Source organism: Bacillus sp. ABA4_010 (genome assembly GCF_056159105.1).
Map to the genome: position 1 here is coordinate 227768 of NZ_JBSWUN010000004.1, position 14719 is coordinate 242486.

The window sequence follows — 14719 nt, forward strand, 5'->3', positions numbered from 1 at the left end:
GTATGTCAAAGCTGCGACTAGCCAGTATTTTGTTAATCATCTCTACCTTTGTGCTGAAATTTTCAAGCATGCTGCGCGATCTGGTTATTGCCAATTATTTTGGCTCCTCTCATGAGGCAGATGCGTATTTGGCGGCTATGATTATCCCGAATACACTCATTTTATTTATGCTTACAGGCATGAAGGAAGCTTTTTTGCCGAGCTATTATAAATACGATGCACTTGGGCGAGGATTTTCCCATTTGACGAATATCGTCAAAGGAACCTTTTGGATTTCCCTTGCAGCGGCAGCGGCAGGGATGGCCCTTTCGCCTGTTATCATCCCAGCGGTGTATCCGAAGCCGGAAGCGATGGATGTCGCCATTTGGACGGCGGTCATTTACTTTGCCTCCGTATTCGCTGTGGGGATTAATGCAGTGTACGAAGGGTATTTTGATGCGCAGAAAAAGTTTTCTTTTTCGACGTTTTCTCAAACAAGTGTTGTGCTGGCAACCATTGGAGCCATTATTGTATTCCATGACCGGTTCGGTATTTACTCGGCTGCACTTGGATACTTTATTGGTACGCTCATTTCGCTGCTTATTAAACTAATCTATTTGAAGCCGAACCGCTTTATGGATTGGAAGCAGCCGATGGACAAGCGTGAAGTATCAGCCTTTTATATGATTTTTCTTCCTGTCGGATTGACGATTGCGGTAGGACAAGTGAACTTGTTAATTAACACGATCTTTTCCTCGCGATTAGAGGAGGGGGTTGTGGCGAACTTGAACTATGCCTTCCGTCTAGTGAACATTCCGCAGGCGATTTTTGGTGTCACGATTGCGACCATTATCTTTCCACTTCTCGCACAGGCAAAAAACGAGCAGAAGATGGGCTTATTCAAGCAAGGAATTGAAAAAGGCCTGTCATTCATGTTCCTGTTCGTCGCGCCGACGGTTACAGGCATGGTATTGCTGATGGAGGAGCTTGTCCAAATTTTTTATCAGCGTGGAGCGTTTGACGCAACATCTACGGCACTGACGAGTGAATATGCAGTCTATTACGTCGGTTCTGTCGTCTTTTACAGCATTCAAGCAGTAATCGCCAAAGGGTTTTATACCCTTGAAAAAGGGCATTATATGCTTCGAATCGGGCTGATTTCCATTGTATGTAACGTTATTTTCAATGCGATTTTTGTTCAAACGATGGGAGCGCCAGGACTGGCATTATCATTCTCGATCGTCGGGTTTGTATATTCAGTCATTACGTTCAGTACGTTGTATAAAATGGCAGAAGGTTTTAATGTACGCTATGTCGCAAAGGAATATGCGAAAGTGTTTACGGCGACTGCTGTTATGATCGCTGTTTTATTAGTGGTTCAGCACTTCATTGATGCGTGGAATCTTTATGTATATGTGGCTGCAATGGCAGTCATAGGAGGAACGGTTTACTTTGTATCGCTGCTTCTACTCCGTTCTCAATCGATGAGAGAGCTCATCAACATTAAACAATTTAAACGTAAAGCAAGTGAAGGGGGGTAAGTGTTACTAACGACTTTAGTAACAACACCTGTATGTTCAAAAACAATCGTCTCATTCAAGCGATTAATAAATATGATGTATTTTCTCCCTACATTTTCTTTCCATCCATTATGATGATTTACTTTTTCTTCAGCTTATTTGATTTCGGCCGTGTTGAGCTGTTTGATGCGAAGAAAAACATCATCCCAGTCATTCTCGTCGGCTTAGCGGCTTATTATGCGGCCGTCTTTATTGTAACGAAGCTTGGCTGGACATTTCCGACATTTGGATTAGGATTTTTAAAGGGAAAAACAATTTGGTTTTTATATTTGCTCGGACTTATTGGTCTTGTCAGCTATTTAATTATGTTGTTTACAGGCCAAATCGGAATTGCCGATGAGTCGATTCGACGCAACTTAGATCCAAAACTTAATTTCTTAAGCACCTTTTTATGGTTTTCGGTTATTTTCATTATTAGTTACCGTATCATTAAAGAAGGGGAATTTAAGAAAACGTATGTTGTTTTATTGTTATTAATTTTTGGAGCGTTCATGCTGATGGGCTATCGTACGGCGATTGCCATCATGTTCTTTACATCGATGCTCATTTTCCACTACATGGTGCGCCGCATTAGCACATCATGGCTCATTATGTTTATGACGGTTCTTTTTGTCTCCTTCTCGTTGTTTGGTTTGTTCCGTGTGTTAACAGAGGATACATCTAAGCCATTCAATGATCGAGAAGGCCCGCAAGTAGAGCTGACAGAAGAAAAAGAAGATCGAATGCTTCAGCTTCGACGCGAAGTGAACAAAACGCCAAAAGCGATTCGTGCCTTAACGGAAACGATGGTAACAGGGCGTATCGTTGTGAGTAAAATTATGGAGTACACAGAAGATTACGGTTATTTAAAAGGTGAACTTCATAAAGGCATTTTCTCAACGGTGTTGCCGGGTGAACAAATTTCACCACGGATGATGATTACGGATGCGGTGAACTCGTATGCGATTCAAGACGGGAACTACATTACACGTCCAGGGCGGACAACAACACCAACTATTTTAGGGCAGTTATTTATTGAAGGCGGCTATATTACGGTCATTCTCGGCTTAGCTTTTTACGGAGCTGTGTTGACGATGCTTTATAACCGTATGATGGCAACGGGTACGAAATCATATCAAACGATTGCTTATGGCTTCGTTATGACGATTTTCATGATTTCGATTCATACTGGTTTACTAGATTTGGTATTTTTAATTATGATCGTGTATGCGATTGTTTCGACAAGTATCGAGCAAAATCGAAAATTGCCAAGTCGGTGAATTATTTAGAAGAAAACAGAAAAAACAAATTGTCCTTCATGAAGTTAAATGGTAAAATGGAGACAGAGAGAAATATTTCCTTCTTTTGAAATAATAACCTCGGTTGGTAGCCCAATGAGAAAAACGCCTAAACGTTTAGGCGTTTTTCTCATTTTTTCTTTGTCAGGAAACAAAATAAACGAATTTGAACCAACTTGAAGAACCTGCTGAGCACATCGCTTAGCAGGTTCTTTTTATCTAGTTTTCGCTGTTCTTTTTTACTAAAGTTTATTGTTTCGGATACACTTTCCATGTGCTTAAATCCATCGCTTCTTTTTGGATAAGCTCTTTCGGGAAGATGAATGTCCACGGTTTTGTTGTGTAAGCTTTCACGGTGAACTCATTCATTTGGAATCCGCCTGTCGCAATAACCTCGCCGCTTGCGTCTTCGACGATGAGCGGGATTTGCTGGAATGTCACATCTTTTTCACTGCCGTTACGAATAAGGACAGATACATGTAAATGTTCCTCGCTACTGCGTTGAATTTGAAGTCCCATGAAGTTTACTTCACCTTCGCCAGGAGGAGTAAGCTGCTTTTCAACAAGCTCTTTTAATTTTTGTTTTTCGTCCTCTGGCAGAGCATTTTGCCAGCTTTCTTCTAAGTCAAGCTGGTGAGCCGGCTTCAATTGGAAAGCAAGTGTCCAACCGCTTTCTGGAAGTTCGTCTACTTTAACAGAAGACGCTTCAAACACAAAATTCCAAGGGCGACTAGAAGCAGGAGGAAGTTCACCAAGCTTGGATAAATCAAACTTCTTTTTCGCTAATAATTCTTTATCTGTTCCGAGTAAGACTAATGTCATCTCTTCAAGTTGAATCGGACGGTCTAAGCTGCTGCGAACAAGGGCATTCACCGTCACACGGCCTGTCCCTTCGTCGCGTTGCAGTTCTAAACCAGATAAAGACAATTGATTCGGCTTTAAAGGGGCGCATTCGTTGTTAAGGAATTGATAGACGTAACGGTCTTCTTCTTTTACGTCCCATTCTGGATGAAACGACAACTTTGTTTGAATTAGTTCTTCAGTCGCTGTGCTGTTATCTGCTGCTCCAATATCCGTTGATTCGACTGTACTGTCCAGTCCTTGTTTTTTTGGTTCTTTACTTTTACGTTTGAAAAATGATAACATGTGAAACCTCCGTTAAACAACGATGGGGAAAATCCCCATCGCTCTATATTTTCATTACAAACCTTGAGCGGTTTTTACGAGTTCAGCTACTTGGATAGCCGTTTCTTTTTCTAAGTCATGGTACATCGACGTAAACAGCTGCAAGCCTTCACGCTGATATTGGCGCATCGGGTCTTCTTGGCTGTAGCTACGCAGGCCAATTCCTTCTTTTAGGCGTTCCATGGACTCTAAGTGTTTAATCCATTCACGATCAATCGTATTTAACATTAACGATTTTAATGTATATTGGAAACGACGATCTTCCCGGTATGGCTCTAGCTGTTCAATGTATTGCTTAATAGCCGGCATGATGACTTGTTCAACTTCCTCTAGTTCGTGAACAGGGTGGTCAAACGTAATTGGGAAGCCGTGAAGAATAGTTGTTAATTCAGTTGAAAGAATTTTTAAATCCCACTCCTCTGGCAGCTGTTCTTCGGAGCACACGGCTGCGATTAAGGCGTTGGCATATGATGTAATCATTGGTTCAACGAGTGACAGGCTGTCTTCTGAGAAGAGCACTTTGTCACGAAGCTGATAAATAATTCCGCGCTGTTCATTAATGACGTTGTCTAATTTCAAATTGTACTCACGCATTGCATAATTGCTTCCTTCACAAATGCGTTGAACGCGGTCGACGAATTCCCCAATTTTTTTATTGAGAACAAGGCCATCTTCATTCGTTTGCAGTTGTGTTTTCAGCTTCTCCAGCTCTTCTCGCGCAAAGCGGCGGAACATATCATCTTCAAGTGAGATGAAAAATTGAGAGCGTCCAGGGTCCCCTTGGCGTCCAGAACGACCTTTCAACTGGTTATCAATGCGACGGGATTCATGGCGTTCTGTTCCTAAAACGAACAAACCTCCAAGCTCGTCCACACCTTCTCCAAGTTTAATATCCGTTCCACGTCCTGCCATATTTGTAGCAATCGTCACGCGTCCTTTTTGGCCGGCTGTAGAAATTAGTTCAATCTCTTGATCCACACTTTTCGCATTCAAAATTTGGTAAGGAATACCGGCTTCACGTAAATACGAAGCGGCTTCTTCCGATTGCAGAATAGATGTTGTTCCGATAAGCACAGGCTGACCAGTTTCATGGACACGCTTCGCTTCCTTCGCAACCGCTTTGTACTTAGCCTCAGTTGTCGCAAAGACGAGGTCTGCTTCATCCTGACGCTGAATTGGGCGGTTTGTCGGAATTTGTACGACGTCCATTCCGTATAGCTCTTGAAACTCTTTTTCCTCTGTTTTCGCTGTTCCAGTCATTCCGGATAAAACAGGGTAAAGACGGAAGTAGTTTTGAATGGTAATGGATGCCTGTGTTTTATTTTCTTCTGTTACAGGTACGCCTTCTTTCGCTTCAATTGCTTGATGAAGTCCGTTGCTTAATGTGCGTCCTTCCATCGTGCGTCCAGTGAACATATCGACAAGCAGAATTTGATCATCCTTCACGATGTAGTCCACATCACGCTTGAACATAACTGAAGCGCGCAATGCTTGAATCATGTAATGATAAAGAGTTTGGTGTTCCAGCTCATATAAGTTGTCAATGCCAAATCCTTGTTCAATTTTTTCAATTCCCTTATCAGTGAAACTTGTTGCCTTTGTTTCTTCATCAAAGTGGTAGTGAACATCAAGCTCAAACGTTTTCACGATTTTCGCACATAAATGGTGCAAGTTAAAGCTTGAAGCAATTTTTCCAGCAATAATAAGCGGAGTTTTCGCCTCATCAATTAACACACTGTCCACTTCATCAATAATGGCGTAATGATACGGACGCTGTACACGTTGGTTCGCGTCATACACCATACGGTCACGAAGATGGTCAAAACCGAATTCGTTTCCGACACCGTATGTGATGTCTGCTTGATACGCAATTTTTTTCTGTTCAGGGTGCATCATCGGTACGTTCAAGCCGACTGTTAATCCTAAAAATTCATGAATTTGTCCAATTAATTCGCGGTCACGGCGAGCTAAATAATCATTGACCGTAATAACGTGGACCCCTTTCCCTTCGAGGGCACGCAAATAACTCGGCAAGGAAGCGACGAGCGTTTTTCCTTCCCCTGTCGGCATTTCGGCAATATTTCCTTCCGTTAACACAAGCCCACCGATTAGCTGTACATCGAAGTGGCGCATGTTCAATACACGTTTGGCTGCTTCTCTCACAGTAGCAAACGCTTCAATCTGGAGGTCAAAAATGGTCTTGCCATCGGCTAGCTGTTGTTTGAACTCCGCTGTTTTTTGTTTCAGCTCTTCATCGGTCAATTGTTCAAATTGAGGCTCTAACCGGTTAATTTCTTGTACCGTTTTGTAATATTTTTTAATTCGGCGTTCTTGATTATCGCCAATCATTTTCTTGATGTAAGATAACATCTTTATTCTCCTAGCCTTTCCTATATATAAGTACTGCTTGAATCTTCAATCGTTATAGTGGTACTGCTCGTCTAAACAGTTATGCAAAATGGTCTATAAGATAGTATAGCACTCTTCGATTTCACTTTCACGGACTAATGGTAAACATTTTCTGTTAGGGTATATCCAAATGAAGGGATTCATGCATTTGTCTCTTTTTATTTACGAATGAGCGGGTGAAATGTTTCGTAGTTCAAACGTGTGAACAATGGATTCACAACAACAAAAATGAGAGCGTTTTAAAAAAAATATTACTTTTTTTCTTAAAACATGAAACTTTTTCCTTCTAGGGTACGTTTATATAATGTGGTAAATTTTACATAAGAAAGGGGTACACCCATGGGGAAATGGAAGAAACAAGCTTTCACGCTTGGACTCGCTTCATCTTTATTCGTTCCAACGGTCGCTTCAGCAGCGGTCACGGGCGAAGTAGTTGGAAAAGAGAAACCGGAATATAACGTATTAGAAAGATTAAATATTTCTTCAAAAGAAAGCAGCAAGTTGTTTTATCAGCAAAAGCAAAAGGAACTTCAGCCGTACAGCGATAATACGCTAATCGTGAAGTACAATCAAAAAATTTCAAATGCAGACCACCGTAAGCTCGGTGGACAAGTTATTCGTTCTTATCCGGAGCTTGGCTATGATGTCGTACGACTCCAAAAGGGCAAAAAGATGGAGGAAGCACTTCAGGCCTATCGCCATATGAGCGGTGTGGCATCCGTGTCACCAAGTGTGAAGCTTCAGCAGTTTGGCAATGTAAGTGATCCGAAAGAAAAAGAAATGTATCATCTTTCGTTATTAGACATCGATAAAGCAATTTCGATGGCTGGGAAAAACGATGTTACCGTTGCGGTTATTGACGGAGGCGTTGACGCGAATCATCCAGAATTGAAAGGACGCGTCTTGCCGCCAATTAGCATTACCGACCCAGCCAATCCAGCAATGCCGGATGCCCACGGCACGCATGTTGCCGGGATTATTGCTGCAGAAGGTGATAACGGAATAGGCGGACACGGAGTCAATCCGAAAGCCAACATTTTATCCATTAGTGTCTTTGACCAAATGGGAGGGTTTGACTATGTGCTGGCAGATGCCATCTTAATGGCAGCTGAAAAAGGTGCGGACGTCATTAATATGAGCTTGGGGGCACCGTTTGAGATGCCGCTTGTAGAAGAGGCCATTAAAAAGGCCATTGATCAAGGCATCGTCGTTGTAGCAGCAGCGGGGAACGACGCAGCCATTCAGTACAACTACCCTGGTTCTTATGATGGTGTCATTACGGTCGGAGCGACGAATGATCAAAATCAAAAAGCGTATTTTACAACATACGGACCGGGCATCGATGTGACAGCTCCTGGAGAAGATGTATACAGTTCTTTATATACACCTATTAAAGGGTCTACGTTTGCAAAAATGAGCGGAACGTCGATGGCTTCTCCAGTTGTCGCTGGTGTAGCATCATTAATTAAATCGAAATATCCGGATTTAAATTCCTATCAAGTAGAAGCTATTCTTGAAAAAACGGCAACCGACCTTGGGGAAAAGGGCTTTGACTTAGATTACGGACATGGACTTGTTAATCCAGTCGCTGCGTTGAATTTTGATCCTAAAAATCTACCAACCTATCAAGATCAAACTGACTCGCAAATTTTAGCATCGGCTGAAGCTGTGACGATTTCAGAAGAAGGAATGACACGTACGGGAAGCATCACGTCTACACGCCAAACGGATTGGGTGAAGGTGAGCTTAAAAGAAGGAGAATACGTTCAATCGGTATTGAGCGGGGCAGCTAAATATGACCTTCAATTAAAGCTGAAATTCTACTCGAAAAGCGGACAAGTCGAGAAAACCATTGATGTAAACAAGGCGCGCCAAAATGAATTGGAAGCGTATTTGTTTAAAGCGCCGGCTGACGGTACACTTGTCATCGGTGTAGCCGACGAAAATGAGAATTATAGTGAAAGCGGCGAATCGACGTATGAGTTAAAGCTTATGAAAGCAGCCGAAGTTTCCGATGAACTGGCGACGAAAGAAGAACCTGTCAACATTAGCGAACTTCCGTTTGACAGCAGTGAAATCGAGGGTGGTTCTTTCACATTGTTAAATGAGGAAGAAGCCGACAAGGATTATTTCAAGTTTAAAGTAGAAGAGCCAACGACGATTAACTTTACATTGTCAGGAGTTCCTGGCTTGGATACGGAATTAAAGATCTACTCGGCTGATATGCTCCATGAAGAGCCGCCGGCTGACTTGCCAGAATGGGAGAAAGAACAATGGCCATTCCCTGAAGCATGGGGTAATAATAACGGCTTCAGTAAAGGGGAATCCTTATCCTTTGAAGCGATGCCGGAAATGGAATACATCTTGGAAGTGTCAGCAGAAGCGACTTCTTTTAGTGATTTCTTGTTCTTCTTTGGTCCGATGATTGAACAAAGTAAAGAAGAGGAACAAAAGCACATTGCGGGATCTCTTCTTCCATATGAGTTGAAAGCCGAAACGAAAGAACTGCCGGAAGATGAAGATGGTTATCCGCAGGAAGACATGATGCCTGAAGAGATGGGCGACATGATGACAGAAGAAAAAATAGAACAAGAGTCGCCTGCTGAAATGTTTAAAAACGGTGCATACAAATCCTCTACTTATGACTTCTCCTTATTAGGAGGCGGTATGTGGTTTGATATGGAAAAAGAAGAAGTGGCGAACATTAAAGAAGCCGCGCTTCCATTTACATTAGGAGAAGAGAAGACCGGTTATTTCCAAACAGTCGGTGATCAAGATTGGTATCAATTTGAAGTAAATGAATCCGCTATTTATGAAGTGGCGATGAACCAGACGGATACGTTACGTCCTGAAATGACGTTATTTGTGTACGATGAAAAAGAAGACACCATGTATCCGGTGTACAGCTCATGGATGTCGTTCAACCCGTTCATGACGGAAGAACAAACGGAAACAAGCATGACCCTCTACATGGAAAAAGGAACAAAGTACTATTTAAGTATGTCCAACATGAATGGTGTGTCGTTTGATGAATACAAATTAAATGGAAAAAAAGTCAAAAATGCTCCTGTAGATGCGAATGAAAACAATGACAAACTTATTCGTGCTAAAACATTATCAGCAGGAAACAAAGTGACTGGAAACTTTATTAAGCCTGGTGATGTGGATATTTTCTATTATAAGCATCGTCAAGAAGAGACGTTATTTGGCTTTAACTTAAATCCGCTACAAGCGACAGCGGAACAAAAAGAAGGTCTTCCACTTGAGTTGACTCTACCGCTTGATCCATTAGTTGTGGTCATTGAGGATACAAACGGAAACATGACGATGGATGACAAAGAAGCAGGAAATGTGATTCTCTTTGACTACGGCTGGGGCAATGAACCAGAATCAGGATCCTTTAAAGCGAAAAAAGATGTGGGCTACTTCTTAGTCGTGGAAAACTGGTTAGGTTCAAGCATCAGTGAATATGAGATGGCTTTACATGCTCTCAATACGAAAGATGAGGACGCAGCATCGAAAGTAACAAACAACGTACCATCCAAACCACTTGCGTTCAAACAAACAGACGCCAAAACATGGCAAGCAAAAGCATTTTTAAACGCTGGCGTGCCATATGGTGACAAAGACTTCTATCAATTTAATGCCGCAGCAGCTGGCTCATACACATTCACGCTCCAAACATCAAAAGAGCTGGATGGAGTCATCACGATCTATGATGCAAAAGGCAAAGAAGTCGCCAAGCTTGATCAATATTTTATCGGGGACGACGAAATCGGCACCGTCCAGCTCGCCAAAGGCAGCTACTTTGTCGAAGTAAAAGACGCAAACGTCCGCTCCAGCACGAACCCGTACACATTAACGGTCAAAACAAACTAAACACCGAGGCCCGTTTCGGAAAATGAGCAAAGAAGGAAATCTATATAATATAGAAGAAACAAGAAAAAAAGAAGGTTCAACCTGCATGAAATCATGCAGGTTGGACCTTCTTTTCTATGTATTTCCTCATAGTAATGGCTCATACTATCATTCTATTCAAAAGCACAAAAATCGGCTGCTTAGGCGACCTGAGTTTGCCCTAAAAGATTTTCCCTAAGGGTGCGTCACCAACTCCGTAAGGGGTGGTGACGCACCCTTAGGTTTATCAAATCCCCTATGACAGCTCTTTAGTCATGGGGGATTTGGTAAATCAATTTTACTAGCTATTAATCTTTGAAACTTGTGATATGATGAAAGAAAGAGGAGGGACAATCATGAGGAAACTGTTAGCATCGATGGGCTTAGCTTGTGCCTTTTTCATTATGGTCTATCCATCAACGGGCTTGGCCCATGTAGTGGATGAAACAAAGGTAAAAACGGCCCAGTTTGACTATGAAGACTATTACGAGCTTGTGGCGATGTACGAAAGTCCATCAGGATTGATCATTAAGAGCTACAGCCCGAAATGGAATACAGAGAATCAGCTAAAAGAAGTGGAACAAGAGCTTTTAAGTAATAAGCACGGGGAAGAACTCGCCCTTCTCGGTCAAGTTGTCATCTTTCCTGATTTTCCAGCTGGCAAGACGGTACTCGGCCAATATTTTGCGGAGTATGAGCATTCAAAACGAAGTGTAAAGTTATTAGAAGACCGGACAATTCATCTGTATGGAGGGAATGAGCTGACAACAGTAGAGGCGATTGCCCAAACGCTGTCACACGAATACGGTCACCATTTTACGTTTTATCATTTATTTAAGGACGAATCGTTAGTTCCTGAAAAATGGCTAGAGTCTGAATATGCCCGTGCAAGAGACCTTTCTGATTATCCAGAAGCGAATACAGGAGACGGTTCGTACGAATGGATGATGACGGAAATTTTAGCGGAAGACTATGTCCAATTATTCGGGTCAGAAAATGCGCTAAAAGGACATATGCAGTATAACGCAAAGCTTCACACAGCTTTTGAAGATGAAGATTTGCAAACATATTGGATAGAGCGTCTCTCGTCAGATGAATACGAACAACAACCTCCGCTTGGCTTATACTTAACAGATGAACGAAAGCGGGCAAGTGCGTTCGATCTGCAGTTTTATTACCCGAACTTAGGCGGAGAAACAACGTATTTACTTGGTCAAGATTTAAATGGGAATTATTTCCCTGTTTCTGTTGATAAAATAGAAGGGGAAATGAGCTATATAAAATGGTATGAAGCCAGTAAGCTTAAATACCAAGCAAAATCACTGTTCAACAGTTTTTCTATACCGGAAGTAGCATTCCAGGCGGTCCAGCATGCAGATACTGGTTTTAACCGAGGCTCTAAAAAGCTTCGTATCACGTATGATCAGATTGAAGAAGCCGTGAGCGGCTATGAAGAGATTTATGCAACAGAACCGTTATCAACGGAAGACGTCAAAGAACTTCTTTATGAAACAGCTGTTCAACACAACATCCCGCCAGAAATTTTGAAGGCAATGGCATATGTTCATACCGAGATGAAGCAATTTGACGAAAACGGCGAGCCAATTGTCACAGAAGACGGCGGAATTGGCATCATGAACGTGAAGCTTTCGGAACAGGAAGCACAAGAATTGGGGATTGATCCCGAGCGTCTGAAATATGATACCCGTTACAACATTGAAGTAGGTGCAACTTTATTGAAGGAAAAATGGGAGGAGGATTCGCTTCCGAATATTAGCGGCCAAAATCCCGACATTCTTGAACATTGGTATTTTGCCTTAATGGCATACGATGGATTGACCGAAGAGAACGACCCAAATATGGAGAATGAAACATATCAGGGTGCAGTGCTAGAAGCGATTGAGCAATTCAGTAATCTTCCCATTGGTGACATCCCAGACGTTAACATCTCTTATGATGAAAATGGCATCATGACGTTTGATGTATTAGGGTCCGAGTGGGCAGAACTGGATACAGAGACTGCCCAGCGATATGAGTTGAACGACACGGTGTATGGTGATCCGAAATCCGACTTCTTTCTATTATATAATGGTCTAAACGGGGCACCCGTTAAAGAACTTTTGCCCTATACACCTCTTACGATTATTGGGGGACCATTTGAAAAAGGGGACGATCCGACAGAGCAATACGTTTTCTATCAAGTAGAAGGCAATGGCATTGAAGGATATGTTGCTTCTTCTGATATTGAGAGCGGTAATGTAAAAGTATTTACAGATGTTAGCACAGATAATGAAACAGCTGCCGCGATTGGTTATTTACAGGCGAGAGGCGTTGTCTCTGGTTATCCGGACGGTTTGTTTTATCCAAATCAACCACTTCTTCGCCAGCATGCGGCGAAAATGCTTGTGAAAGAATTAGGACTTACTCTTCCAGCGGGTTATAAAGTAAAAGCGAACGATATTCAACCAGGAGACCTCTATTATGAAGAAATGGCGATTTTGGAAGCATATGGGCTAATGGGGCAAGGAGGGGCTTTCCGGCCGAAAGAAACCCTTACGCGTTCACAGCTTGCTTCGATTTTAGTAAGAGCGTACGATGATCGTTATCAACAAATAGAAAAAGCCTTTCGTTTTACTGATGTGCCAACGTCGCATTGGAATTATGAGGACATCAACCGTCTCGCAAATAATGGTATCACGGTTGTTCAAGAAGCGTTTCGTCCAAATGAAAATGTCACACGTTCACAGTTTGCATTATTCTTAAAGCGTTCAGCTTTCTTGAAGTAAGACAAAAAGACCTCGCGATGTTCCTCGCGAGGTCTTTTTCATAAGTATTGGTTATTTTTCTAAGCCACGGTATAAGAATGCAGCGAATTGAGAACGATTGACTTCATCTTCTGGTTTGAATGTTTGATCAGCATAACCTGTTGTGATACCGGATGCGGACAATTTATCGATATAGTCGTGCGCCCAATGTACCGATTCTACATCTGTAAACTCTTTAGCGCCCGAATCAGAATTTAATTCAAATGCACGAACAAGTACAGCTGATAGTTGAGCACGTGTTAACACATCATCTGGACGGAAGTTTCCGTTTTGGTCTCCGTTCATGATGCCTGCGCTGCGCACAGCGTTAATCGCGCCTGTCGCCCAGTGAGTAGTCGAAACATCGTTAAAGCTTTTCGTACGGTTAGACATATCAAGTTTCAATGATTTAGATAATAATGCGGCAACTTCTGCCCGTGTAATTTCTTCAAGCGGTTTGAAGTAATCTCCTTCATACCCTAATGTAATGTTGTCTTCAGCGAGCTTTTTAATTTCATCATATGCCCAAAAAGAAGTAGCGATATCACGGAATTGGCCTTCGTCTAGTTTTGAATCAATAATTCGCTTCGCCCCAATGTATTTAGGTCCCCAATAATAAGGATCGCTCAAGTTAGTAATCGTGATGCCTTTAGAGGAAGAAGCGTGAATGAACTGACCATTTCCAATGTAAATCCCAGCATGAGAAGCGGGCTTTCCTGTTGTATTGAAGAAAACAAGATCGCCAACACGTAAGTCGCTTTTAGCTATGCTAGTTCCTTGTTTATACATCTCCGCTGCTGTTCGCGGAAGAGATACCCCAATTTCATTAAATACTTGGCGGATGAAGCCAGAGCAATCAAAGCCAGCTGCTGTAGTTCCACCATATTTATAAGGAACGCCGATGTATTTTTTCGCAGCTGGTACAATTTTCTCCAGGCTGACTAAATCATCGTTACCCTGAGCGGCTGCTTGTCCGTTAGCCGAAAAAAGAATGCAAAAACTTGAAACTATTCCTACAAATGTTCGTTTAATCATATGTACACCCCGTATACCAAATTTATCGTTTACCCGTTTTATGTCGATTTTATGTTATTTTTATGTTTTTTTATGTCGTTTCTTACTGAAGTAAGTCTATCATAAAAATCAGAATAGTTATTTTACAGTTATGTAACAAAATAGAGTCATAGGAAATTATCATCCTTCATACAGTAAGTTTGTTGGTTAATATAAATCGATCTATAAAATTCGACATGACTAAAGAGCACCTTTGAAGGGGCATTTAAGAGGTTTTAATGAAGCTATTGTGACATTCTACTATATAAAAGAAAAGGTCAGGCTATTAAGTAGAAAATAGATAAAAAGGTCTGTTATACTAAAAATCTACAAACTTATGTAAAAAATGTTGAAATGTGCAGTAAATAATGTAAAATAAAAGGTAAGGTTTTCTAATCGATGTTTCATTTGGGATTTTTGTGGGAAAGTAGGATGCTTATAAACGTCCAATCGTTCATCAATTTTCCAATTTTTAAAAACATTGACAATGAACCTGCAACTATCTATACTATTATTTGTAATTGTTAGTCGACTG

The 14719-nt window shown here is 41.7% G+C and carries 7 protein-coding genes; 4 read left to right on the plus strand and 3 right to left on the minus strand.

Features of this window, described 5'->3' with window-relative positions; genetic code table 11:
- Positions 1–2: 2 nt before the first annotated feature.
- Both murJ and ACXAEO_RS20760 read left to right on the plus strand, forming a co-directional pair.
- Complete coding sequence (gene murJ, locus ACXAEO_RS20755; protein WP_474884648.1) at positions 3–1520, plus strand: murein biosynthesis integral membrane protein MurJ; 1518 nt, start codon at positions 3–5, stop codon at positions 1518–1520.
- 32 nt (positions 1521–1552) lie between these two features.
- Positions 1553–2818, plus strand: a complete 1266-nt coding sequence (locus tag ACXAEO_RS20760; protein WP_474884649.1) for an oligosaccharide repeat unit polymerase — start codon at positions 1553–1555, stop codon at positions 2816–2818.
- Between the two features lie 267 nt (positions 2819–3085).
- On the opposite strand, the gene ACXAEO_RS20765 is transcribed toward ACXAEO_RS20760, so the two are convergent.
- Positions 3086–3982, minus strand: coding sequence for an accessory Sec system S-layer assembly protein (locus ACXAEO_RS20765; protein ID WP_474884651.1), 897 nt, complete (start codon positions 3980–3982; stop codon positions 3086–3088).
- 54 nt (positions 3983–4036) lie between these two features.
- The gene (gene secA2 / locus ACXAEO_RS20770) at positions 4037–6391 is read right to left on the minus strand and encodes an accessory Sec system translocase SecA2 (protein ID WP_474884653.1); all 2355 of its coding nucleotides are present in this window, start codon (positions 6389–6391) and stop codon (positions 4037–4039) included.
- A 378-nt stretch (positions 6392–6769) separates the two neighbouring features.
- Here secA2 and ACXAEO_RS20775 point away from each other — a divergent pair, with 378 nt between their 5' ends.
- Both ACXAEO_RS20775 and ACXAEO_RS20780 read left to right on the plus strand, forming a co-directional pair.
- Positions 6770–10309: a S8 family serine peptidase gene (locus ACXAEO_RS20775; protein WP_474884655.1), complete on the plus strand. Its 3540-nt coding sequence runs from the start codon at positions 6770–6772 to the stop codon at positions 10307–10309.
- A gap of 374 nt (positions 10310–10683) precedes the next feature.
- Positions 10684–13113 (plus strand): S-layer homology domain-containing protein, encoded by a 2430-nt coding sequence (locus ACXAEO_RS20780; protein ID WP_474884657.1) that lies wholly within the window; start codon positions 10684–10686, stop codon positions 13111–13113.
- Positions 13114–13164: 51 nt separating this feature from the next.
- Here the strand turns inward: ACXAEO_RS20780 and ACXAEO_RS20785 are convergent, their stop codons facing one another.
- A complete protein-coding gene (locus ACXAEO_RS20785) occupies positions 13165–14166 on the minus strand; it encodes a C40 family peptidase (RefSeq protein ID WP_474884659.1) in 1002 nt (333 codons plus the stop codon).
- Between the last annotated feature and the right edge of the window lie 553 nt (positions 14167–14719).